21 protein-coding genes and 1 tRNA gene are annotated in these 22177 nt (G+C 70.1%); 14 read left to right on the top strand and 8 right to left on the bottom strand.

Annotation, left to right across the window (positions count from 1 at the left end):
- The first annotated feature begins 68 nt into the window (after nt 1–68).
- The 4 genes from DEH84_RS15035 (at nt 69) to DEH84_RS15020 (ending at nt 4001) form a co-directional block, all read left to right on the top strand.
- Nucleotides 69–1460, top strand: a complete 1392-nt coding sequence (locus DEH84_RS15035; protein ID WP_109037582.1) for a bifunctional enoyl-CoA hydratase/phosphate acetyltransferase — start codon at nt 69–71, stop codon at nt 1458–1460.
- 38 nt (nt 1461–1498) lie between these two features.
- Nucleotides 1499–2725, top strand: coding sequence for an acetate/propionate family kinase (locus tag DEH84_RS15030; protein WP_109037581.1), 1227 nt, complete (start codon nt 1499–1501; stop codon nt 2723–2725).
- 108 nt (nt 2726–2833) lie between these two features.
- Nucleotides 2834–3760 (top strand): branched-chain amino acid transaminase, encoded by a 927-nt coding sequence (locus tag DEH84_RS15025; protein WP_109037580.1) that lies wholly within the window; start codon nt 2834–2836, stop codon nt 3758–3760.
- A gap of 22 nt (nt 3761–3782) precedes the next feature.
- Complete coding sequence (locus DEH84_RS15020; RefSeq protein WP_109037579.1) at nt 3783–4001, top strand: zinc-finger domain-containing protein; 219 nt, start codon at nt 3783–3785, stop codon at nt 3999–4001.
- Between the two features lie 177 nt (nt 4002–4178).
- Here the strand turns inward: DEH84_RS15020 and DEH84_RS15015 are convergent, their stop codons facing one another.
- Both DEH84_RS15015 and DEH84_RS15010 read right to left on the bottom strand, forming a co-directional pair.
- On the bottom strand, nt 4179–4895 hold the full coding sequence (locus DEH84_RS15015; RefSeq protein WP_109037578.1) for an anti-sigma factor: 717 nt from the start codon (nt 4893–4895) through the stop codon (nt 4179–4181).
- Between the two features lies 1 nt (nt 4896).
- Nucleotides 4897–5511, bottom strand: coding sequence for a sigma-70 family RNA polymerase sigma factor (locus DEH84_RS15010; protein WP_109037577.1), 615 nt, complete (start codon nt 5509–5511; stop codon nt 4897–4899).
- 85 nt (nt 5512–5596) lie between these two features.
- On the opposite strand from DEH84_RS15010, the gene purU reads away from it, so the two are divergent.
- The 4 genes from purU to DEH84_RS14990 are packed head-to-tail and all read left to right on the top strand — an operon-like array spanning nt 5597 to nt 8519.
- Nucleotides 5597–6481, top strand: a complete 885-nt coding sequence (gene purU / locus DEH84_RS15005) for a formyltetrahydrofolate deformylase (RefSeq protein ID WP_109037576.1) — start codon at nt 5597–5599, stop codon at nt 6479–6481.
- Between the two features lie 4 nt (nt 6482–6485).
- Nucleotides 6486–6944, top strand: a complete 459-nt coding sequence (locus DEH84_RS15000) for a YybH family protein (protein ID WP_245932609.1) — start codon at nt 6486–6488, stop codon at nt 6942–6944.
- An 8-nt stretch (nt 6945–6952) separates the two neighbouring features.
- Nucleotides 6953–7960 carry a YheT family hydrolase gene (locus DEH84_RS14995; protein WP_179950593.1) on the top strand — a complete coding sequence of 336 codons (1008 nt, stop codon included), beginning with the start codon at nt 6953–6955 and terminating at the stop codon, nt 7958–7960.
- A 10-nt stretch (nt 7961–7970) separates the two neighbouring features.
- Entirely contained in the window at nt 7971–8519 is a 549-nt protein-coding gene (locus DEH84_RS14990) for a DUF2946 family protein (protein ID WP_109037575.1), read from the top strand.
- A gap of 70 nt (nt 8520–8589) precedes the next feature.
- Here DEH84_RS14990 and DEH84_RS14985 read toward each other — a convergent pair whose 3' ends face one another.
- The gene (locus tag DEH84_RS14985) at nt 8590–9117 is read right to left on the bottom strand and encodes a c-type cytochrome (RefSeq protein ID WP_109037574.1); all 528 of its coding nucleotides are present in this window, start codon (nt 9115–9117) and stop codon (nt 8590–8592) included.
- A gap of 150 nt (nt 9118–9267) precedes the next feature.
- Between DEH84_RS14985 and DEH84_RS14980 the strand changes: the two genes are divergently transcribed.
- From DEH84_RS14980 to mdoH, 3 genes are all read left to right on the top strand, one after another.
- Nucleotides 9268–9343 (top strand) — tRNA-Arg (locus tag DEH84_RS14980).
- A gap of 280 nt (nt 9344–9623) precedes the next feature.
- Nucleotides 9624–11144, top strand: coding sequence for a glucan biosynthesis protein G (locus DEH84_RS14975; RefSeq protein WP_109037573.1), 1521 nt, complete (start codon nt 9624–9626; stop codon nt 11142–11144).
- Nucleotides 11117–13402 (top strand): glucans biosynthesis glucosyltransferase MdoH, encoded by a 2286-nt coding sequence (gene mdoH, locus DEH84_RS14970; protein ID WP_218929732.1) that lies wholly within the window; start codon nt 11117–11119, stop codon nt 13400–13402. Before DEH84_RS14975 ends, mdoH begins: the two co-directional genes overlap by 28 nt.
- Here mdoH and ligD read toward each other — a convergent pair.
- From ligD to ku, 3 genes are read right to left on the bottom strand one after another with little or no spacing between them, the layout of a single operon-like run.
- Nucleotides 13342–15969: a DNA ligase D gene (ligD, locus tag DEH84_RS14965; protein WP_109037572.1), complete on the bottom strand. Its 2628-nt coding sequence runs from the start codon at nt 15967–15969 to the stop codon at nt 13342–13344. The two genes, mdoH and ligD, sit on opposite strands and share 61 nt — an antisense overlap.
- Nucleotides 15966–16799 (bottom strand): tetratricopeptide repeat protein, encoded by an 834-nt coding sequence (locus DEH84_RS14960; protein ID WP_109037571.1) that lies wholly within the window; start codon nt 16797–16799, stop codon nt 15966–15968. The genes ligD and DEH84_RS14960 overlap by 4 nt, the downstream gene beginning before the upstream one ends.
- A complete protein-coding gene (ku, locus tag DEH84_RS14955; protein ID WP_109037570.1) occupies nt 16800–17744 on the bottom strand; it encodes a non-homologous end joining protein Ku in 945 nt (314 codons plus the stop codon). It lies immediately after the preceding gene.
- A gap of 138 nt (nt 17745–17882) precedes the next feature.
- Between ku and DEH84_RS14950 the strand changes: the two genes are divergently transcribed.
- The 3 genes from DEH84_RS14950 to trmL are packed head-to-tail and all read left to right on the top strand — an operon-like array spanning nt 17883 to nt 20494.
- Nucleotides 17883–18365, top strand: coding sequence for a glutathione peroxidase (locus tag DEH84_RS14950; protein WP_109037569.1), 483 nt, complete (start codon nt 17883–17885; stop codon nt 18363–18365).
- 8 nt (nt 18366–18373) lie between these two features.
- Complete coding sequence (locus DEH84_RS14945) at nt 18374–19999, top strand: HDOD domain-containing protein (RefSeq protein WP_109037568.1); 1626 nt, start codon at nt 18374–18376, stop codon at nt 19997–19999.
- A gap of 24 nt (nt 20000–20023) precedes the next feature.
- A complete protein-coding gene (gene trmL, locus DEH84_RS14940) occupies nt 20024–20494 on the top strand; it encodes a tRNA (uridine(34)/cytosine(34)/5-carboxymethylaminomethyluridine(34)-2'-O)-methyltransferase TrmL (RefSeq protein ID WP_109037567.1) in 471 nt (156 codons plus the stop codon).
- Between the two features lie 36 nt (nt 20495–20530).
- On the opposite strand, the gene DEH84_RS14935 is transcribed toward trmL, so the two are convergent.
- Nucleotides 20531–21583, bottom strand: coding sequence for an NAD(P)H-dependent glycerol-3-phosphate dehydrogenase (locus DEH84_RS14935; protein WP_109037566.1), 1053 nt, complete (start codon nt 21581–21583; stop codon nt 20531–20533).
- 10 nt (nt 21584–21593) lie between these two features.
- Nucleotides 21594–22049: a protein-export chaperone SecB gene (secB, locus tag DEH84_RS14930; RefSeq protein ID WP_109037565.1), complete on the bottom strand. Its 456-nt coding sequence runs from the start codon at nt 22047–22049 to the stop codon at nt 21594–21596.
- Nucleotides 22050–22177 lie beyond the last annotated feature (128 nt).

Below are 22177 nucleotides of genomic sequence, written 5' to 3'. Positions count from 1 at the left end.
GCAGGGGCACTGACCCGGCGCAAGCCGACTGACGTGCGCCCGTCATCGGGGGTGGCTATGCTTGCGGCATGAATGCCTTCACCAGCCAGACTTTCGATCAGATCGCCATGGGCGCCAGCCTGACCCAGCGGCACACCGTCACGCGCGACGAGGTGTCGCTGCTCGCGCTGGTGTCCGGCGAGGTCAACGCCTTCGGCCCCCAGCGTGACGAGGCCAATCCCACTGCGCCTGTGTGCGAGGGCGTCAGCGCCGAGGCCCTGGTGCACGCGTTGCTCAAGCGCCGCCTGCCGGGGCCGGGCACCGTCATCGTCTCGCATGATCTGCGCTTCAGCGGGCACGTCGAGGTGGGCGACGAACTGGAGGCGCAACTCTCCGTGGTGGACAAACGCCCGCCCGACGAACTGGTGATCGCCTGCGCGGTGCGCCGGGGCAACGACACGGTGCTCGAGGGGCATATGACCGTGCGCGCCCCGGCCGAGGCCATCACGGTCGACCAGCGCGACACGCCCTCGGTCATCCTGCGCCGCAACGACGTCTTTGCCCGACTGATCCACGCCTGCGCGGGTCTGCCGCCGGCCCGCTGCGCCGTGGTGCACCCCTGTGATGCCGGCTCGCTGGGCGGCGCGATCGAATCGGCCCGGCTGGGCCTGATCGAGCCCGTGCTGGTCGGCCCGCGTGCGCGCATCGAGGCCGTGGCCCAGGCCGAGAACCTCGACATCACGCCCTACCGCCTCATCGATGTGGCCCACAGCCACGCCGCAGCGGACACGGCGGTGACGCTGGCCCGCGACGGCGAGGTGCAATCGCTGATGAAGGGCAGTCTGCACACCGACGAGCTCATGGGCGCCGTGGTGGCCGGCCTGCGCACCGAGCGCCGCATCAGCCACGTCTTCGTGCTCGACGTGCCCGCCTACCCGCGCATGCTGCTGGTGACGGATGCGGCCATCAACATCGCGCCCACCATCCAGGAAAAGGTCCACATCGTGCAGAGCGCGATCGACCTGGCCCAGGTCCTCGGTGTGCCGACGCCCAAGGTCGCGATCCTGGCGGCGGTCGAGACCGTCAACCCCGCCATGCCCGCCACGGTGGATGCCGCCATGCTGTGCAAGATGGCCGACCGCGGTCAGATCACCGGCGGGCTGGTGGACGGCCCGCTGGCCTTCGACAACGCCGTGAGTGTGGAAGCGGCGCGCACCAAGGGCATCGTCTCGCCGGTGGCGGGGCAGGCCGACATCCTCGTCGTGCCCAACCTCGAGGCTGGCAACATGGTGGCCAAGCAGCTGCAGTACCTGGCGGGCGCGGACAGCGCCGGCATCGTGCTGGGCGCGCGCGTGCCGATCGTGCTGACCAGCCGGGCCGATTCCGTGCGCACGCGCCTGGCCTCGGCCGCGGTGATGCAGTTGCTGGCGCAGGCGCAGGCGCGCGCCCGCAGCGTCAGTGGCAAGGCGCCTGCCGCCTGATTTCCCCTCACCCATCAGATCCCCCCGGAGCGCAAACGATGTCCGATGCCATCGCCGTCTTCAACGCCGGCTCGTCCAGTCTGAAGTTCTCGGTGTTCGAGGCCCGCGCGCTGCGGCCCCTGTTGCACGGCCAGATCGAGGGCCTGGGCAGCCGGCCCCACCTGGTGCTGAAGGCGCCCGATGGTGCGGTGCTGGAGGAGCAGCGCTGGGGCGACGCCGCCGTGCCGCACGACGCCGACCGCGAGCACGAACAGGCGCTGACGCAGCTGCTGGAGCGGATGCCCGTCCACCTGCAAGGCCATGCCCTGTGCGCGGCCGGACACCGCATCGTGCATGGGGGCGCGCGCTTCACGGCGCCGGTTCGGCTTGATGCTGCCGTGCTGACCGAACTGGCGGCGCTGACGCCGCTGGCGCCGCTGCACCAGCCACACAACCTGGCACCGGTCGAGGCACTGTCCCGCGTGGCGCCCACGCTGCCGCAGGTCGGCTGCTTCGACACCGCGTTCCACACCACCAACCCGCCGGTGGCCCAGCGCTTTGCCCTGCCGCGCGCGCTGCATGACGCGGGTGTGCGGCGCTATGGCTTCCACGGGCTGTCCTACGAGTACATCGCCAGCCAGCTGCCCGGCATCGATGCGTGGGCGGCGCAGGGCCGCACCATCGTGCTGCACCTGGGCAATGGCGCCAGTGCCTGCGCGCTGCATGGCGGCCAGAGCGTGGCCTCCAGCATGGGCTTCACGGCGCTCGAGGGGCTGATGATGGGCACCCGCAGCGGCAGCCTGGATGCCGGCGTGCTGCTCTGGCTGATGGACGAGCGTGACATGGGGCCGCGCCAGATCGAGCACCTGCTCTACAGCGAATCGGGGCTGCTGGGTGTGTCGGGCATCTCGGCCGACATGCGCACGCTGCTGGCCAGCGACCGCCCGGAGGCCCGCGAGGCGGTGGCCCTCTACACCTACCGCATCCAGCGCGAGATCGGCTCGCTGGCCGCGGCGCTGGGCGGGCTGGATGCCATCGTGTTCACCGCCGGCATCGGCGAGCACGCCGCGCCGGTGCGCGAGGCCGTGTGCCAGGGGCTGGCGTGGTTGGGTGTGCGGCTCGACGAGGCTGCGAACGCGGGCGCCAGTGGCATGCCCGATGGCCAGTCGGCGCGCATCAGCGTGCCGGGCAGCCCGGTCACCGTCTGGGTGGTCCCCACGGACGAGGAACGCATGATCGCGCGGCACACGCGGCGGCTGGCGCTGCCCGATCTGCACGCCGCCTGAGGCGGTCGCGACGCTACAATCGAAGGCTCCACCGGCCGGGGCGCCTGGTGGTCCGGTCTGGTTCGCGTCGGGTGCGGATCGCCGGGACATTCCCGAAAGGACATTCTCATGTCGATGGACGACCGCGACGGCAAGATCTGGATGGATGGTCAGATGGTGGAATGGCGCGATGCCAAGGTCCACGTCCTGACCCACACGCTGCACTATGGTTGCGGCGCCTTCGAAGGCGTACGCGCCTACAACACCGTCAACGGCCCGGCCATCTTCCGCCTGCGCGAGCACACGGAGCGCCTGTTCAACAGCGCCAAGATCCTGCGCATGCCCATGCCCTTCACGATCGAAGAGGTCATGCAGGCCCAGATCGACGTGGTCAAGGCCAACAACCTGGAAAGCGGCTACATCCGTCCGCTGGTGTGGCTGGGCTCCGAGAAGCTGGGCGTGAGCCCCAAGGGTGCCAAGGTGCACCTGATGGTCGCCGCCTGGACCTGGGGTGCCTACCTGGGCGAAGAGGGGCTGAAGCGCGGTATCCGCGTCAAGACTTCGAGCTACACGCGTCACCACGTCAACATCACGATGACGCAGGCCAAGGCCGTGAGCAACTACACCAACTCGATCCTGGCCAACATGGAAGCCACGGACGACGGCTACGACGAAGCCATGCTGCTCGACAGCGCCGGTTTCGTGTCCGAAGGCGCCGGTGAGAACCTGTTCATCATCAAGAACGGCGTGATCTACACCCCCGACCTGTCGGCCGGTGCGCTCAACGGCATCACCCGCAACACGATCTTCGCGATCGCGCGCGACCTGGGTCTGGAGATCAAGGAAAAGCGCATCACCCGCGACGAGGTCTACATCGCCGACGAGGCCTTCTTCACCGGCACCGCCGCCGAAGTGACCCCGATCCGCGAACTCGACCGCATCGAGATCGGCCGTGGCTACCGCGGCCCGATCACCGAGAAGATCCAGGCGGCCTTCTTCGACATCGTCAACGGCCGCAATCCGAAGTACGCCGAATGGCTGACCAAGGTGGCCTGAGGCCGAGACAGGAGCTGACGTCATGAGCGCGAACCCGCAAACCCCGAACGCCGTTGTCGAAGTGACGGCGGCCGACGTGCAAGGCCCGGGCGTGGTCTTCTGCCCGAACCCGAAGATGGCGCTGTGGAGCAACCATCCCCGCGTCTTCATCGACGTGGCCAAGACCGGCGAAGGCCGCTGCCCCTATTGCGGCACGGTCTACAAGGTCAAGGACGGCGAGCACATCGGCCACGGCCACTGAGCTGCGGTCCCGATCGGGTGGGGCGGTTGACGAACCGGCCCACCACGAAGCAAAGCCCGAACCGGCAACGGTTCGGGCTTTTTTGTTGCCGGCGGCGCAGACTTGAGCACGTGCCCCGACCGTCTGGATGCACCCGGATTCGCGCGGGCGCATGCAACGGGATCCGGGTGGGCCTTCTTAGAGCTGCAAATGGCCCACCGACACGATGGGCCCGGTGGGCGCCCCCGTCGGCGAGCCACCCGGTGGCTCCACGCTCACGGCAAAGGCCGCCGTGTCCTTCAGCAGGTGCGCGCGCAGCACCGTGGTGGCCTGTCGCGATGAGACCAGGCCCAGTGAGCGCGGGGTGCCTTGTGCCGGAACCGCCCACAACTCGAGCGCCTTGTTCAGCGCCACCTGCTGACCCTCGCTCAGCGGCTTGAGTACCAGGCTGCGGCCGTCGCCGCTCACGCTGGCCACGAAGGAGGCCGGCTGCACGCCTGGCGCGGCGGCCGCCGGCTGGGCGGCCATCACCACGACGATGGGCGGCTGCGCCGGTTGAGGCAGGCTGAGCAGCACGGCCAGGGTCAGCGCGGCGGCCGTGGCCACGCCCGCAGCACCTTGCCACAGCACCAGGCGCTGCCACCAGCGCACCAGCGCGCGGGCCGGCGTGCCGACCCTGGCCTCGTCACCGAACAGCCGCTGTTCGATGCCGGCCCACACCCGCGGCGAAGGCGTGACGGGCGGCATGGCCTCGTCGAGCTGGATCAGGCGGCGCTCCCAGTCCAGACGGGCCTGGCGCAGGCGCGGGTGCGCCGGAAGCAGGACTTCGAAGCGGCGGCGTGCGCCACCCTGCAGCGTGCCCAGCACATACTCGGCGGCCAGCCGCTCGGCCCGTTGTTCTCGGCTGTAGTCCATCTCAACTCAGGGCCAGCGAGGCCCGCTCCAGGCAGTTCTTCAGGCCCTGCAGGCCTCGGCGCACCCAGCTCTTCACGGTGCCCAGTGGCTGCGCCAGCTGCTCGGCCACCTCGGCATGGGTCAACCCCTCGTAATAGGCCAGGGCCAGCGCATGTTGCTGGTCGCCGCTCAGGGTCTGCAGGCAGTCCTTCAGCGCGCGGGCCTCGCTGGCCTGCGCCAGCAGGTCGAGCGGCCCGGGTTCGTCCGAAGGCAGATGGTTCAGCATGTCGGTGTCTTCCTCGTCCGGCCCGGGCTGGTAGCGGCTCACGGTCTGCGGCTCGGTCTGGCGTCGGCGCAGGCTGTCGATCGCGCGGTTGCGCGCGATGCTGCCCAGCCACGTGGTGGGCTGGCTCAGCGCCGGGTTGAAGCTCTGCGCCGCGCGCCACACGTTGACATACACCTCCTGGAGCACGTCTTCCGCCTGGGCCCGGTCAGTCTGGATACGCAGGATGGCGCCGAGCAGATGCGCGCTGGTCTCGCGGTAAAGCGTGTCGAAAGCCACGCGGTCCCCGAGCGCGACGCGCGACAGCAGGGTGGCCAGCCTCTGCTGGCGGGCGGACGGGTCGGAAGACGGCATGACACCTCGGTCTGCGGGATGATCCGAGCATTCTAGGAAGGAGTTACAAACCGGTGTCATCGACGGGCTTCTACAATCCTTCGCCATGAAGACGCCGCACGAATTCGTTCTCACCCTGTCCTGCAAGGACACCAAGGGCATCGTCCACGCCGTGTCCGGGCTGCTGTACCAGGCCGGTTGCAACATCATCGACTCGCAGCAGTTCGGCGACGTGCAGAGTGAGGACAGCACCGGGCTGTTCTTCATGCGCGTGCACTTTGCTGCACCGGACCACCTGTCCGACACCGCCACGCTCGACCGTTTCTTCGCCAATGTGCGTCAGCAGTTCGGCATGTCGGCCCGCATCCACGCGCTGGGGCGCCGGCCGCGGCTGCTGGTCATGGTCAGCAAGCACGGTCATTGCCTCAACGACCTGCTGTTCCGCTGGCGCTCGGGCTGGCTCAACATCGACATCCCGGCCATCGTCTCCAACCACCCGGACTACGCAGAGCTGGCTGCCAGCTACGGCATTCCCTTCCACCACCTGCCGCTGCCCACGGGTGCGTCCGCCGAGGTCAAGCGCGCCCAGGAGCGACAGGTGGAGGCGCTGGTCGAGCAGGAGGGCATCGACCTGGTGGTGCTCGCGCGCTACATGCAAATCCTCAGCCCCGAGTTCTGCCACTTCCTGCAGGGCCGTGCCATCAACATCCACCACAGCTTCCTGCCGAGCTTCAAGGGCGCCAAGCCCTACTACCAGGCACACGACCGTGGTGTGAAGCTGATCGGCGCGACGGCCCATTACGTGACGGCCGATCTGGACGAGGGCCCCATCATCGAGCAGGATGTGGAACGGGTGGACCACACCCTGAGCCCCGAGGATTTCACCGCCGTCGGCCGCGACGTCGAGTGTGTGGTGCTGGCGCGTGCCGTGAAGTGGCACACCGAGCACCGCGTGCTGATGAACGGCCACAAGACCGTCGTCTTCAAGTGAACGCATGAACGACCCCCGCGCGCAGAAGGCCACCCAGGCCGCCCTGATGGCCACGGCCGACGACACCGAGGCGACTTTTTACGAGGCGCTGCAGCAGGGCGACCTCGAACGCCTGATGACGGTCTGGGCGGACGACGACGAGATTGCCTGCGTGCACCCGGGCGGCCCGCGCGTCGTGGGGCCCGTGGCCGTGCGTGCGGCCTTCGAGGCCGTGCTGGTGCAGGGGCCGATCGACATCACGGTGCACCACGTGCGCCGGCTCGAGCAGGCGCACATGGCCGTGCACCATGTGACCGAGGTCGTGCGCGCCGAAACCCCCGAAGGGCTGCAGACGGCCTATGTCATGGCCACCAACGTGTATGTGCGCACCGAACTGGGCTGGCGCATGGTGGCCCACCACGCCAGCCCGGGCCTGCCCCAGGCGCTGCCCGACATCGTCGAGCCGCGCGGCGTGCTGCACTGACACCCGCCATGCTGCAGTACCGCGCCCCCCGCTGGCTGGCCGGCCACGGCCCGGTGGCCGGCAACGTGCAGACCATCTGGCCGGCCCTCTACAGCGCCACCCACCACGAAGGCAGCCGGCTGCCCGTGCGCTACCACCGGGAACGCTGGGATGCGCCGGATGGCGACTTCGTCGATGTCGACTTTCACCCGGCCCAGCCGCGTGCGGGCCAGACCGAGCGGCCGCTGCTGGTGCTGTTCCACGGTCTGGAGGGCTCGTCGCAAAGCCACTATGCGCGCGCCTTTGCCCACTGGGCCCATGCGCAGGGCTGGGATTACGCCGTGCCGCACTTTCGTGGCTGCTCCGGCGAGGTCAACCGGCGGCCGCGGGCGTACCACTCGGGTGACCACGACGAGGTGAACTGGATCTTGCGGCGCCTGTGCGCCGGCCATGCCGGGCCGGTGCTGGCTGTGGGCGTGTCGCTGGGCGGCAATGTGCTGCTGCGCTGGGCCCAGGAGCATGGCCCCGATGCAGCGCGGCTGGTGCGTGCGGTCGTGGCCATCTCGTCCCCGGTGGACCTGGCGGCCTGCGGGCATGCCATCGGCCGCGGCTTCAACCGGCTCGTCTACACGCGGATGTTCCTCAACACCATGCGTCCCAAGGCCATGGAGCGGCTCAAGCTCTTTCCGGGCCTGTTCGATGCCGAGGCCATGCGTCAGGCGCGCGACATCTACGATTTCGACCACATCTTCACGGCACCGCTGCACGGTTTTGCCAGCACGGAAGACTACTGGGCGCGCTGCTCGGCCAAGCCTGGCCTGCGCGCCATGCGCGATGTGCCCGCGTTGGTGCTCAACGCCCGCAATGATCCGTTCGTGCCGGCATCCTGCTTGCCCACCCAGGGAGAGGTCGGCCCCGCCGTGACGCTGTGGCAGCCGCATGAAGGCGGCCACGTCGGCTTTCCGTCGGGGCGCTTTCCTGGCCACGTGGCCGACCTGCCGCAGGCCGTCGGCCGCTGGCTCCTGGCCCACCTCTGAGGAGATCCCCATGGACGACATCGTCAAGGCCGCGTTGAAGAAGTGGCCCAATGTGCCCGATTGCTATGACTGGCTGGCCCTGGATGCGCGCGGCGACTGGTACATGCGCGACGACCGCATCCAGGCGGCAGGCCCCTTCCCGCAGGTCAAGGGCAGCCGCATCACGCACGACAAGCTCAAGGAGTTCATCCACCGCAACTACGAGCACGACGCGGACGGGGCGTGGTTCTTTCAGAATGGCCCGCAACGCGTGTACGTGACGCTGGAAGCCGCGCCATGGGTGCTGGGCGTGCAGCGGGTGGAGGATGGCCGCTTCGTGGTGACCGCACACACCGGCGCCGAGGTGGGCGCCGTGCAGGCCGTGCTCACCGACGAGCACGGGCATCTGTACCTGGCGACCGATCTGGGCCTGGGCATCGTGCGCTCACCCGACATGGGCGTGGCGGCCGACGCCCTGGAGGCGGGCCGCTGGCCTGAAGTGGAAGAAGTGCGCTTCGAGGCCCTGCCTGCCCGTTACGGTTACCGGCTGCACCCACAGGCCACCACGCGCGTTTCTTGATCGGGCACAAAAAAACCGGCCACGTGGGCCGGTTCGTGTGTGGGCCGGGCGCGACACGCCCGGACGTCCATCAGGGTGCCGATGCGGCGGCGCCAGCCGGGGCGGCGGGTTCGGCCATCTTGCCGCCGCTGCCGTTGACCATGTAGACCAGGGCGCGACCCACTTCGTAGTCGCTGAAATCGCCGCCGCCTTGGGCCGGCATGGCGTTGAAGCCCTTGAGCGCGTGGCCCAGCAGGGTGTCGTAACCCTTGCCGACGCGGCCGCCCCAGGCGCCGGCATCGGCGAACTTGGGTGCGCCCAGGGCGCCGGCACCGTGACAGCTGGCGCACTGCGCCTTGTAAACCTCTTCACCGGAACGCGGGCCGGCGTTGGCCGAAGCCAGTTTGATCTCGACGGTGCCCACCGGCATGATGCGCTCGGAGGTGGCCTGGGCGGTCAGCGCGTTGCTGCCTGCGGCTCCCTTGTTGCCGGCCGCCACATAGTTCACCAGCAGGGCGATGATCGCCACCGGCACGATGAAGGCCGCTGCCACGGCGACGATGAGTTGCTGGGGCGACTGGATCGGGCCTTCGTGGCCGTTTTCTTGGTTCTGGCTCATGGGGTGCAGCGATGGCGCAGGGTTGGTGGGGCAGGAGCCGCGCACCGGCGGAAGGGCCCCGGGCACGACGGACAGTAACGCGTGATTATAGTTTGTGCGCATGCCCGACCGGAAGCCGGGCACAGTCAGCTGCTAGAATGCATTTGCGCTGCGCCCGTAGCTCAATGGATAGAGTACTGCCCTCCGAAGGCAGGGGTTGCTGGTTCGATCCCAGCCGGGCGCGCCAACCGGAACCATCGAATGAAGCCCTTTGCGGAAACGCCAAGGGCTTTTTTTCTGTCCGTGTCCACCTGGTTCACGGCCCTCTGCAGATGTAAGCGCTGCATCCCTTCGCAGCATCGCGGAATCTTCCTTTCGTCTCTGTCGTCGTAAAGAAACCCGGCGGACTGGCCTTGAGCCAGGCACGCCCGTTGCCAAGCCGACCGCGTGTGCGGTCCGCCGCCCTGTTTCAACAAGCGATGTCAGAACCCAAAACCTCCCTGTCCTTCAGGCCCCCATGGGGCGCCATGTTGTTGTCGTTCGCCGCGCTGGCCCCGAACGCCCATGCGCAGTCGACCCCTCCCGTGTTCGGGTTCGACGACGTGTCCGCCCTGGCTCGCGCGCTGGCCGGCAAGCCTCATGAGCCCGCGTCACCCGCCAAGGCCTTGCCTGCAACGTTGCAGGCCCTCAACTACGACCAGACCCGCGACATCCGTTTCCGGCCTGCCCAGGCACGCTGGCGCAACGAGGCCCTGCCGTTCGAGCTGATGTTCTTCCACCTGGGCGGCTACCACCAGGCGCCGGTCACGGTGGAAGAAATCGGGCCGCGTCAGGTCGTGCCGGTGCCTTACCGATCACAGCTTTTCGACTTCGGGCGCAACCGCCTGCAGCCGCAGGCCTGGGGCGACATCGGCTTTGCCGGCTGGCGCGCGCACTACGCCGTCAATCGCCCGGATTACAAGGACGAGGTGATCGCCTTCCTGGGCGCAAGCTACTTCCGTGCGGTGGGCAAGGGCCAGCAGTACGGCCTGTCGGCGCGCGGGCTGGCGGTGGACACCGTCGGCGGACGGGGGGAGGAGTTCCCACGCTTCACGCGCTTCTGGGTGCAGCGCCCTGGCCCGCGCGACACCGCGCTGACGGCGTACGCCCTGCTCGATTCCCCGCGCGTGACCGGGGCCTACCGCTTCGACATCCGCCCCGGGGTGACGACGACGGTGGACGTGCGCATGCGTCTGTTCCTGCGGCAACCGGTGGCCACGCTCGGCATTGCGCCGCTCACCAGCATGTTCGTGTCGGGCGAGAACCAGCCGCACCCGGAGGACTACCGGCCCGAAGTGCACGATTCCGACGGCCTGCAGGTGGCGCTGGCCACGCCGGACGGTCAACCGGGCGAGTGGCTGTGGCGGCCCCTGCGCCGTCCGAACAGCGTGCAGGTCAACGCCTTTCAGGCCACGCGGCTGCATGGCTTCGGGCTGATGCAGCGGGATCGCCAGTTTGCGAGCTACGAAGACCCCGAGGCCCGCTACGAGCGCCGGCCCAGCGTGTGGGTCGAGCCGCTGGGTCAATGGGGCCCCGGGCGCGTGGAGCTGGTCCAGCTGCCTGCGCCGGACGAAACCCACGACAACATCGTCGCTTACTGGGTGCCGCAAGCGATGCCGGCGGTGGGCCAGCCGGTGGACTTTGCCTATCGCCTGCACTGGGAAGCGGAAAAGACCCACCTGCCGCCGGCCGGTTGGGCGCGGCAGACCCGCCTGGGCCGCGGCTGGGCGCCCCTGCCTGAGGGCGAGACCCAGTACGTGGTGGACTTCACGGGCGCCGCGCTCGATGGCCTCCCGGCTTCGGCACGTGTGGAGGCCGTGGCCAGCGTGGGGGCGGGCGGCGAGCTGCTCGAGCAACACGCGTTCCGCAATGAACCTGGCGGCGCCTGGCGCATGACGCTGCGCGTTCGCCGCACCCATCCCACGCAGCCGGTCGAGCTGCGCGCTTTTCTGAGACGGGGCGGCGACGCCCTGACCGAGACATGGACCACGCAGCTTCCGACGCCATGAACGACGCCCCCACCCAGCGCGGCACCGCGCCGCCCTTGCAGCGCAGCAGCATGCCCGTTCACCCCTGGCGCGGGGTGTGGCCCCAGTTGCGGCAATGGCTGGACGCCCGCACCGGCGGGGTGATGACCTGGCGTGCGGGCGGGGCCGATGGCGCCATGCGCTGGCCGGTCGTCGGCTCGTGGCGCGCCCCGTTCGCCTCCACCGACATCCCGTGGCAGGCGGCGCTGCCGTGGCAGCAGGCCGCCAGCGAACGCCGCAGGAAGCTGGCGGAGTCGGTTGCGCTCGGCACGGCCCTGGCCACCATGCTGATCCTGCCGGCCCAGCCTTTCGAGGCCGCACCGCTGGCCAGCACGGTGTACGTGCTGATGTTCGCCTTGCTGTTTGCGTGGGTGATGGCCGGCTTTGCCACCGCCGTGATGGGCCTGCATGCCTTCCGGCATGGCGATCGGCATGCCTTGCGGGTGGCCAGTCTGCCGGCCCGTGCGGTCGACCCCCATGCCCGCACGGCCCTGGTCATGCCCATCCGCCACGAGGCGATCGGCGCCGTGTTCGGCGGGCTGCAAGCCATCGTGGAGTCGCTGGCGGCCCAGCCGGAGGCGTCGCTGTTCGACGTGTACGTGCTGTCCGACAGCAGTGACCCCGACGTGCGGGTGGCCGAACTGTCGGCGTTTGCTGCATTGCGCAGCGCCGTCGCGCGCACCGATGCCGGGCTGGCGGCGCGGCTGCACTATCGCTGGCGTCAGCACCGCACGCGCCGCAAGGCGGGCAACGTGGCGGACTTCTGCCGCCGCTGGGGCCGGCGCCACCGCTACATGGTGGTGCTGGATGCCGACAGCGTGATGAGCGGCGAGGCGCTGGTCACGCTGGTGCGGCTGATGGAAGCCCACCCCGACGCCGGCATCATCCAGACGGCGCCCCAGCCCTGCGGGCAGGACACACTGCATGCGCGCGCACATCAGTTCGCATCCCGCGTGACAGGGCGGCTCTTCACGCTCGGCATGCAGCACTGGCAGCTGGGCGACGCGCATTACTGGGGCCACAACGCCATCCTCCGCGTCGCGCCCTTCATGCAGCACTGTGCGCTCGCCCCGCTGCCGGGGCGCGGCGGGCTCTCCGGCGACATCCTGTCGCATGACTTCGTCGAGGCCGCCCTCATGCGCCGGGCCGGCTTCCATGTGTGGATGGTGTCCGACCTGCGCGGCAGCTACGAGCAGGTGCCGCCCGATCTGGTCGAGGAGCTCCGCCGGGATCGCCGCTGGTGTCAGGGCAACCTGCAGAACCTGCGGCTGGTGGCCGAGCCCGGCCTGCATCCTGCGCACCGCGCGATGCTGCTGACCGGGGCCATGGCCTATCTGTCGGCCCCGCTGTGGCTGGGCTTCGTGCTGCTCGGGCTGTGGCTGAACCTGGGCGTTCCGCTGCCCGACATCGAGCCCGGCGCCGCACTGTGCGCCCGCCTGTTGTGGATCACGATGGTGGTGATGCTGGTGTTGCCGCGCATGATGGGGGCCTGGGCCGTGGCGCGCTCCGAAGAGGCGCGGCGGCTGGGCGGGGCCTGGGGCCTGGCGCGGGGTGTGGCACTGGAGATGCTGCTGTCGGCGCTCTATGCCCCGATCCGCATGGTGGCGCACACCGGCTTTGTGCTGGCCGCACTCACTGGCTGGTCCATCGAATGGCGCTCGCCGCCGCGCGATGCACAGGCCGTGCCGCACCGGCTGGCGTGGCGCGCGTTCTGGCCCGGTGCGCTGGCGGCCGGTGGCGTGGTGTTCGCGCTGGCGTTCGGGGCGCCGGCTTCGCTGCCCATCGTGCTGCCGCTGACCGTGCCGCTCATTCTGGCGGCGCCGCTGGCGGTGTGGACAAGCCGGCCGGACGTGGGCGAGCGCTGGCGCCGACGGGGCTGGCTGCTGACGCCCGAAGAGCGCTGGACCCCCGCGGTGCTGAAGCGCGCGTGGGCACTGGCGCGCACACCGTGGCCGCAACCACGCTGGCTGGATCTGTTGCGCCAGCCCGTGCTGCTGGCTCAGCTGATGAGCCAGTCTGTGCGCACCCGCACCGCAGGTGCACGCCGTGCGGCACGCCAGCAATGGGTGGCGACCGCACAGGCACACGGCCCGCAGGCGCTGGACGACGCACAGCGCTTGCACCTGCTCAACGAGCCGCACCACCTGCTGCCGCTGCTGATCGTCGGGGCAGCGGACGCTCAGGATGCCACTGACGCCGGGCGCAGCCCCATGGCAGCCATGGCGTCATCGAGCGCCTGAGGCGTGCGGGCGTAATCGGCCCACGGGTCGACCGACTGGAAGGACAGGTGCTCACGCGCGGTCTGCACCGTCCAGTGTGCGCCGCTGCGCAGGCTCGCCAGGTCGTCCCATGCTACGGGCATCGACACGCCGAGGCCGGGGCGCGCCCGCGCCGAGAAGGCCGCCACGGTGGTCGCGGCATGGCCGTTGCGCAGGTAGTCGACAAAGATGCGGCCCACACGGTTGGCCGGCCCGCTGCGTGCCACGAAGCGCGACGGCAGCGTGCGCGCCAGGTGCTGCACCATTGCCTTCGACAGCGCCTTGACCACCTCGTGCGGCCAGCGCGGCACGATGGGCACCACCACATGCAGGCCCTTGCCGCCACTGGTCTTGAGCCAGCAGGCCAGCCTCAGCTCCTCCAGCAGAGTGCGCACCAGCAACGCGCCTTCCTGCACCTGCGGCCAGATGGTGCCTTCGCCGGGGTCAAGGTCGAACACCATGCGATCGGGGCGGTCCATGTGGCGGGCGGGCGCGTTCCAGGTGTGGAACTCGATGGCGTTCCACTGCGCGGCGGCCACCAGGGCATCGGCGTGGTCCACCGACAGCAGTGCCGCGTGGCCGGGCCACAACGCCGGGTCCAGCTCGGTCAACTCCGGTGCGCGGCCGGGGCCGCCGTGTCGTTGAAAGAACAGCGCGCCGCCCACGCCTTCCGGGGCGCGTAAAAGCGCACATGGACGGCCTTGCAGGTGCGGCAGCATGCGGTTGGCCACGGCGGCGTAGTAACGAACGAGATCGAGCTTGGTGACACCCGAGGTCGCGTCGAGCACCCGCTCGCCATGGGTGACCTTGAGCGGGCGCGACATGGGCTGTGGGGTGTCGGGGAGACGCGGCTGCTCTCGCACGATGGCCCGCGCCGGCTTGTCGTCGCGCAGGGCGATGAAAGTGGCGTGCCGGATGCGGTGGTCGGGCGTCCAGGCGCTGAACGCCACTTCGGCCACCTGTTGAGGCCGCAGCCACCGGGCCTCGGTCTCGCTGCGGGTGGGCGGGCGCTTGCGGCCGGTGCGCCGGCCGATCTGCGTGCCGGCTTCGGGCACTGCCTGGCCGTCGAAGGGCGGGCTGGGCATCTCCAGCGGGGCCAATCGCTGGCGCAGCGCGCGCGCCTGCTCGGCGCTCCAGCCCGTGCCCACGTTGCCGGCCGGCACCAGCCGCCCTTGTGCGTCGTGCACACCCAGCAGCAGGGCGCCCACGCGGTCTGCATCGTCACTGCGCGGGGCGTAGCCGCACACCACGAACTCCTGACGCTGTCGGCACTTCAGTTTCAGCCACGTCTCCGTGCGTGCCGACACATAGGGTGCATCCTGGCGTTTGGCCATCACGCCTTCCAGGCCGAGCGCACAGGCCGTGCCCAGCACCGTCTGCACAGGCGCGTCGAAGTCGGCACTGAAACGCAGCAGGCCGTCGTCGTGCCGGGTGGCGTGGGTGGCCAGCAGACCCCGCAGCCACGCCCGCCTTGCCTGCAGGGGCACCGCCCGCAGGTCGTGGCCATCGGCGTAGGGCACATCGAACAGAAAACAAACGATGTCGTCGGTCCGCCGGCCGGCGTCGAACGCATTCTGCAGGGCATGGAAATCGGGCGTGCCCTGCGGGCCGAGCACGACGATCTCGCCGTCCAGCCATCCGGCGTTCAGGCCCAGCGCGGCAAAGGCCTTCACCAGATGCGGCATGCGATCAGACCAGTCGAGCCCGCTGCGTGTGAGCAGCCGGGCCCGCCCGCGGGCGATGCGGATGAGCAGGCGATAGCCGTCGAGTTTGAGTTCGCAGCGCCATTCGCCTTCGGCCGGCAGCGCCGATGCGAGCGTGGCCAACTGGGGCGCCAGGGTGGCGGGCAGGGCGGCCTTGCGCGCGCCCCGCAGGCTGCCTGGAGAGGGGGGCTCACCGGGGTTTTCCACGTCGTCATGCGACACGGGCAAAGCAGGCGCAGGCGCAGGCGCGTGCACGGCGGGAAACACCGCGCGGCGATCGGCCTCGGAGAGGGGGTGGGCGAGCACGCTGTCCGGCCACGCAGACACCACATCGAACTCGGCATGGGGTCGCGCATGCGCGTCGCGCTTCTTGAACAGCAGCCAGGGCGGCTGGCGCTCGCCGCCGCGTGCGATGCGCACCAGCTCCCACCGGCCCTGCATCTTCTGGCCGTGCAGGGTGAACACGAGCTTCCCTGCCTTCAGTGCCTGCTGCGGATCGCCCTCCGGCGTCCACCAGCCCTCGTCCCACACGATGACGGTGCCCGCCCCGTACTGGCCCGGTGGGATGCGCCCTTCAAAACGGGCATAGCTCAGTGGATGAGCTTCGACTTCGATCGCCATGCGACGCTCGGTCGGGTCATAGCTCGGCCCTTTGGGCACGGCCCAGGAAAGCAGCACGCCATCGAGCTCCAGCCGGAAGTCGTAGTGCAGCCGGGTGGCCGCGTGCTTCTGGATGACGAAGCCCAGGCGGTTGCCGGAGCGCCCGGGATCGCCCGGCGGCTCCTCCGTGCGCTCGAAGTTGCGCTTGGCCCGGTAGCGCGACAGCGCGTCGCCGGCGGGCTTCACGGTGCGTCCTCGCGGGTGGTGAGCCGGCGGTAGGCGTTCAGGTGCCGGATGGCGCCCTGGTGGTCGCTGGCCAGCTCCAGCAGCCGTGCCAGGTTGAAGTGGGCGTCGGCCAGGGCAGGGTCCAGCTGCAGGCTGCGCGCATAAGCCTGCGCCGCCAGTGCCACCTCGTCCTGGTCTTCCAGTGCAATCGCCCGGTTGAAGTGCAGCCAGGCCACATCGGGCTGCCGCGCGAGCGCCGCGTCGTACAGCGCCACCGCATCACCGCAGCGGCGCTGCTCGCACAGCATGGCGCCCAGGTTGAGCAGGCTGTCCAGGTGATCCCGCTCGCGCGCCAGAGCCGCCCGGTAGGCTGCTTCCGCCCGGCGCGGGTCCACGGTCTCCAGCGCCACGGCCCGCTGGAACAGGGTGGCCACGTCGTCGTCCGGCTGCGGCCGGGGCAGGATCACCAGGCGCCCGGACGGTGTGGGCGTCACCTCGAAGGCCAGCAGTTGCTGGCCGGTCTCGGGCTCCCAGTCGCCCTGCGCGTCGCGCACGACCACCTGGCCGCCGGCCGCCGAGATGCGCAGGCCCGTCACCGGCAGGGCCTCGGGCAGCGCAGCCCGCAGCCGCTGCAAGGCACCCACGATGCGCCGGGGCGGCACACGGGCCTGCCGCAGCGCGTGGGCGGTGCGCAGCAGCATCAGGTCCTGGAACGACAGGCGCCGGCCCCGCGACGGGATGGCAGCGGGCGTCACGAAGCCAGCATCGATCAGGGCGTCGATCACGGCGCGCGACACGCCGACCAGGTCCTGCGCCTGCCTGAGGCTGAAGGTGGTGTCGCGGCCCGGCACTTACTTGCGAGCCCGGCTGCGCGGTGCCGGCGCGGCCTCGGGGGCGGGCGTCCGGGCTGCGCGTTTCGGCGCCTTGCGGGCGCCGGCGTCCAGCGGGGTCACGTTGCCGGCCTCGGCGCCGGCGGCCTTGCGTGCCGGCGGGGCGGCCTCCCTCGGGGCCGCGGTCGGCTTGCCGAGGCTGGCCCGCAGCGCGGCCATCAGGTCCACCACCTGACCACCCTGCGGGGCGTCCTCGCCGCGTGCCGAAGCCACCACCTGTCGTCCTGCAATCTTTTCGTCGATGGCCGCCAGCACCCGCTTGCGCTCCTCGTCTTCGAAGGCCGTCGGGTCGTAGCGGTCGGTCGAGATCTGGTCGATCAGCTGCAAGGCGAGTTTCAGCTCGGACGGGGCGACCTCCACTGGCTCGATCGCCAGGTCCTTCAGCGACCGCACCTCGTCGGCATACAGCAGTTGCTGCAGCACCAGTCCGTCCTCGGTGGCCCGCACCTGCACCACATGCTGGCGGGCCCGCCAGGCCCAGCGCGCCAGCGCGCACTGGCCGCTCTCCCGCATGGCGGCCACCAGCAGCGCATAGGGCTTGCCGCCGCGCTTGTCCGGGGCCAGCAGGTAGGCCTTGTCGTAGTAAAGGGGGTCGACCGCACCTTCCGGAATGAAGGCCACGATGTCGATCACGTGGCTGGCGGTCTCTTCCAGGCGCTTCAGTTCATCGGGCTGGAACAGCACGAACTGGTCCTTCTCGACCTCGTAGCCCTTCATCATCTGGTCACGCGGCACGACCTTGCCTGTCTGCTCGGACACGTACTGCTGCTTCAGCCGCGAGCCATCGGGCGCGAGCAGGTGGAAGCGCACCGACGCACCCGAGTCGGTGGCCGAGTACAGCCGGATCGGGATGGACACGAGGCCGAAGCCCAGCGTCAACGAGGCAATCGAACGCGCAGCGGCCATCGGGGCACCTCCAGTGCAGCCGATCTTAGGATCGACGCTGCCGCGCGGGGCCAACACCCGGGACGCCGGCAGGGGCGCACGGGGCCACACTCCGTTACCATCCTTCACTGTCCGATCCCGCCCCCCCAAGGAGCCTGCATGCGCCCCCTCTCCGAGATCCAGGTGACCACGATCGACGGTCAGACCCGTCCGCTGGGCGATTTCCTCGGCAAGGCCACGCTCGTGGTGAACGTGGCCAGCAAATGCGGCTTCACCCCGCAGTACAAGGGGCTGGAGGCGCTGTACCGCGCCAACAAGGACAAGGGGCTGGTCGTGCTCGGCTTCCCCTGCGACCAGTTCGGTCACCAGGAGCCGGGTGACGAGGCCGAAATCCAGTCCTTCTGCAGCCTGAACTACGACGTGACCTTCCCGATGTTCGCCAAGGTCGATGTCAACGGGGCCGGCGCCCACCCGCTCTACCAGGCGCTGAAACAGGCGGCACCCGGCCTGCTCGGCAGTGAAGGCGTGAAGTGGAACTTCACCAAGTTCCTGCTCGACGGGCAAGGCCGTGTGGTCGACCGGTTCGCGCCCGTCACCCGCCCGGAGAGCCTGCAGGGCGCCATCGACAAGCTCATTGCTTGAGCCACGGCATGGCCGACTCCACCACCGAATCCAACGCCCTGCGCGAAGCCCACCTGACGCTGGACTACCTGTTGCGGCGCATGCGCCACAAGAGCGACTTTCCGGCGCTCTCGGGTGCCGTCACCCGCGTGCAGGCCCTGTCCGACTCCGAGACCGAGAACCTGCAGACCCTGTGCGACGGCATCCTGCAGGATGTGGCCCTGACCCACAAGCTGCTGCGCCTGGTCAACACCGCGCGCTACCGCCGGGCCGACAGCGACCCGATCAGCACCGTGTCGCGGGCCGTGAGCCTGATCGGGCTGGCTGGCGTGCGCAACCTCGCGCTCTCGCTGATGCTGCTGGAGCACATGCCGGACAAGGCCCACGCCCAGCAGCTGAAAGAGGCCTTCCTGCGCGTGGTGATGGCGGGCACGCTGGCCAGCGAACTGTGCACCCGCCGCGACGATGCCGAAGCCGCCTTCGTGGGCGCGCTGTTCCGCAACCTCGGGCCCTTGCTGGTGGCCTATTACCTGCCGGATGACGCCGAGCAGATCGGGCAGCTGACACAGGGTGGGCCGGACGGCCAGCCACCCATCTCGGAAGAAGCGGCCGCGCGACGCGTGCTGGGTCTCGGACTGAACCAGCTCGGGGTGAGCGTCGGGCGCCTCTGGAGCCTGCCGGACGCGCTGCTGGCCTGCATCGTGGACCCTGGCGACACCGTGCCCAACCTGCCGCTCGCAGGGCGGCCCGACCGCGTCTGGTGGCTCGCCAGCCTGGCCAACGAGGCCGCGGAGGTGATGCTCAAGACCGAGCCGGTCGACCTGGCGCCGCGCCTGCAGGCCCTGGAGGCGCGCTTTCAGGTGCCGCTCGAGATGGCGTCCGGCGAACTGCAAGCCGCGGCCGGCCGCGCCCGCCGCCGCATGAGCGAGCTCACCGACGCGCTCAACATGACCGTGCCCGGCGGCTCGCCCGCCGAGCGCCTGCTCGACGTCTGGTACGTCGATGCCCCGCAGGGCGAGGTGGGCGGCCCCGGGCCCACCCCCGAAGCGCTCGGCCTGACCGAGTCGCCGGACGACGGTGCGCTGCCCGCCCGCCCCACCGAGGCGCACGATGCCGTCAGCATCCTCGGCAGCGGCATCCAGGACGTGACCAGCGTGCTCACCGGACCGTTCCAGCTGCAGGAAGTGCTGCAGGTCATCCTCGAGACCATGCTGCGCGCGCTCGATTGCCGCCGCGTGCTCTTCTGCCTGCGCGACCCGCGCGCCGCGGCCTTGCAGGGCCGGCTGGCGCTGGGCGAGGGCGGCGACGTGCTGCGCAACGCCTTCCGCGTGCCGCTGGTGCATGCCCGGGGCGAGACCCCCGACCTGTTTGCCGCCGTGTGCCTGCGCAACGTCGACACGCTGATCGCGGACGCCTCGGCCCCTGCGGTGGCGCCACGCCTGCCCACCTGGTTCCGCGAGCGCGTGCAGGCACCCACCTTCCTGCTGATGCCGCTGGTGCTCAAGCGGGCCGGCCAGCCCGATGCGGTGCTCGGTCTCATCTATGCCGACAAGACCGAGGCCAACAGCCTGGTGCTCGACGAGCAGACCCTGTCGCTGCTGCGCACCCTGCGCAACCAGGCCATCATGGCCTTCCGTCAGGCCACGGGCATGTGAGCGGCGCGCGTATCATCGCGCCCCATGTTCCGCATCGTCCTCGTTCACCCCGAGATCCCGCCCAACACCGGCAACGTGATCCGGCTGGCGGCCAACACCGGCTGCGAGCTGCACCTCATCGAGCCGCTGGGCTTTTCGATGGACGACAAGCTGCTGCGCCGCGCCGGGCTCGACTACCACGAGTACGCCGAGGTGAAGCGGCACGCGGACTGGGCCGCCTTCCTGGCGGCCATGCGGCCCGACGCCGCGCGGATGTTTGCCTTCACCACGCGCGGCAGCCGGCCCTTCCACGAGCCGGCCTGGCAGCCGGGCGACTGGCTGGTGTTCGGCTGCGAAACCAGCGGCCTGCCGCCCGCCTTGCGCGACACCTTTGCCCCGGCCCAGCGCGTGCGCCTGCCCATGCGCGAGGGGCAGCGCAGCCTGAACCTGAGCAATGCGGTGGCCGTGGCGGTGTTCGAGGCCTGGCGGCAGAACGGCTACGCGGGCGGGGCCTGAGACCGGTCTTGGCACCGGCCGCCGCCCGAAAGGGCGTCAGGCGTGGCCGCCTTCGGCCTTGGCTTCGCGCCGCATCAGTGCGCCCACGGCCTCGCGCGGGGTCTGCCGGCCTTCCAGCACGGCCACCACCGCTTCGGTGATCGGCATGGCCACACCCAGCGCCTGCGCGCGCTGCCACACCGTGGCGGCGCTGTAGACGCCTTCGGCCACGTGGCCCAGCTCGCTCAGGATCTGCGCCAGCGGTTTGCCCGTGGCCAGCTGCAGGCCGACTGTGCGGTTGCGCGACAGGCTGCCGGTGGCGGTCAGCACCAGGTCGCCCAGACCCGACAGGCCCATGAAGGTGTCGGCGCGCGCGCCCAGCGCCAGGCCCAGGCGGGTCATCTCGGCCAGGCCCCGCGTGATGAGCGCGGCACGGGCGTTGAGGCCCAGTTCCATGCCGTCAGCAATGCCGGTGGCAATGGCGAGCACGTTCTTCACCGCGCCGCCCACCTCGACGCCGACCGGGTCGGCCGAGGTGTAGACGCGCAGGCTGTCGGAGTGGAAGGCCGACACGGCCTGTTCGGCCAGCGTGGCGTCGGCCGCGGCGGCCACCAGCGCGGTGGGCAACCCGAGGGCCACTTCACGCGCGAAGCTCGGGCCGGAGAGCACGCCGCAGCGCAGGCCGGGGCGCAGCGACTGCGCGACCTCATGGCCGAGCAGCCCGGTGCCCTTCTCGAAGCCCTTGCACAGCCACAGCGCCGACACGTCGTCGGGCAGGCGCTGCAGCATGCTGCCCAGCGCGGCCATCGGCGTGCCGATGATGACCAGCCCGCGTCCCCCGCGGCACGGCGCGATGGCCGCGTCGAAATCGGCCTCAAGTTGCAGGGCGTCGGGGAAGGGGGCTTCAGGCAGGTAACGGGTGTTGCACCGCGCAGCCTGCATCTCGGCCACCTGGGCGGCATCGCGCGCCCACAGGCGCACGGCCGTGTTGTGCCGCGCCGCGCTGATGGCCAGGGCAGTGCCCCACGCGCCGGCACCCAGCACCGTCAGCGACGGGCCGGGTGTCGAGGGCGTGTCCGGGGCGGCGAGGTCTTGAACCGTGAGGTTCATCGCCACGCGGTCAGGCGTTGGCGGCCTGGTCGCCAGCGGCCTGGGCCAGCTGGGCTTCGTACATGGCCTGGAAGTTGACTTCGGTCAGGTGCACGGGCGGGAAGCCAGTGCGGTTGATGACGTCGGCCACGGTGGCGCGCAGGTAGGGGTAGACGATCTGCGGGCAGGCAATCGCGATGATCGGCTGCAGCTGTTCCTGCGGGATGTTGCGGATCTCGAACAGGCCAGCCTGCTTGGCTTCCACCAGGAACAGGGTCTTGTCGTTGACCTTGGTGGTCACGGTGGCGGTCACCGCCACTTCGTAGATGCCGTCGGTGACCGGCTCGGCGTGCAGGTTCAGCTGCACATCGACCTGGGGCTGGCCCTGCTCCAGCAGCACCTGCGGTGCATTGGGCATCTCGAGGGACAGGTCCTTCAGGTAGATGCGCTGGATGGCAAAAGACGGTTGTGCGGCTTGGTCGCTCATGGATGGTCCAGATAAAAGGGGCGGTTGCTCGGGCTGGATGCCACGCAAGCGTGCGTCGATACCAAGCCAGAAGTTCGACAACGATTATGGACCAGGCGCGTGACGTCGCCGTGGCAGCGGGGCTGCGG

This window comes from Aquabacterium olei (assembly GCF_003100395.1).
Lineage (GTDB): Bacteria > Pseudomonadota > Gammaproteobacteria > Burkholderiales > Burkholderiaceae_C > Aquabacterium > Aquabacterium olei.
This window is presented reverse-complemented; position numbering and strand designations above follow the sequence as displayed.

Excerpts from the sequence above, each read along its gene's own strand:
- DEH84_RS14945 (WP_109037568.1), top strand. The coding sequence starts at position 18,374 with ATGGCCGACTCCACCACCGAATCCAACGCCCTGCGCGAAGCCCACCTG.
- secB (WP_109037565.1), bottom strand. The coding sequence starts at position 22,049 with ATGAGCGACCAAGCCGCACAACCGTCTTTTGCCATCCAGCGCATCTAC.
- DEH84_RS15035 (WP_109037582.1), top strand. The coding sequence starts at position 69 with ATGAATGCCTTCACCAGCCAGACTTTCGATCAGATCGCCATGGGCGCC.
- DEH84_RS15030 (WP_109037581.1), top strand. The coding sequence starts at position 1,499 with ATGTCCGATGCCATCGCCGTCTTCAACGCCGGCTCGTCCAGTCTGAAG.
- DEH84_RS14950 (WP_109037569.1), top strand. The coding sequence starts at position 17,883 with ATGCGCCCCCTCTCCGAGATCCAGGTGACCACGATCGACGGTCAGACC.
- DEH84_RS15000 (WP_245932609.1), top strand. The coding sequence starts at position 6,486 with ATGAACGACCCCCGCGCGCAGAAGGCCACCCAGGCCGCCCTGATGGCC.
- DEH84_RS15015 (WP_109037578.1), bottom strand. The coding sequence starts at position 4,895 with ATGGACTACAGCCGAGAACAACGGGCCGAGCGGCTGGCCGCCGAGTAT.
- DEH84_RS14975 (WP_109037573.1), top strand. The coding sequence starts at position 9,624 with ATGTTGTTGTCGTTCGCCGCGCTGGCCCCGAACGCCCATGCGCAGTCG.
- DEH84_RS14995 (WP_179950593.1), top strand. The coding sequence starts at position 6,953 with ATGCTGCAGTACCGCGCCCCCCGCTGGCTGGCCGGCCACGGCCCGGTG.
- DEH84_RS15020 (WP_109037579.1), top strand. The coding sequence starts at position 3,783 with ATGAGCGCGAACCCGCAAACCCCGAACGCCGTTGTCGAAGTGACGGCG.
- DEH84_RS15010 (WP_109037577.1), bottom strand. The coding sequence starts at position 5,511 with ATGCCGTCTTCCGACCCGTCCGCCCGCCAGCAGAGGCTGGCCACCCTG.
- DEH84_RS14990 (WP_109037575.1), top strand. The coding sequence starts at position 7,971 with ATGGACGACATCGTCAAGGCCGCGTTGAAGAAGTGGCCCAATGTGCCC.
- purU (WP_109037576.1), top strand. The coding sequence starts at position 5,597 with ATGAAGACGCCGCACGAATTCGTTCTCACCCTGTCCTGCAAGGACACC.
- mdoH (WP_218929732.1), top strand. The coding sequence starts at position 11,117 with ATGGACCACGCAGCTTCCGACGCCATGAACGACGCCCCCACCCAGCGC.
- DEH84_RS15025 (WP_109037580.1), top strand. The coding sequence starts at position 2,834 with ATGTCGATGGACGACCGCGACGGCAAGATCTGGATGGATGGTCAGATG.
- ku (WP_109037570.1), bottom strand. The coding sequence starts at position 17,744 with ATGGCCGCTGCGCGTTCGATTGCCTCGTTGACGCTGGGCTTCGGCCTC.
- DEH84_RS14935 (WP_109037566.1), bottom strand. The coding sequence starts at position 21,583 with ATGAACCTCACGGTTCAAGACCTCGCCGCCCCGGACACGCCCTCGACA.
- trmL (WP_109037567.1), top strand. The coding sequence starts at position 20,024 with ATGTTCCGCATCGTCCTCGTTCACCCCGAGATCCCGCCCAACACCGGC.
- DEH84_RS14985 (WP_109037574.1), bottom strand. The coding sequence starts at position 9,117 with ATGAGCCAGAACCAAGAAAACGGCCACGAAGGCCCGATCCAGTCGCCC.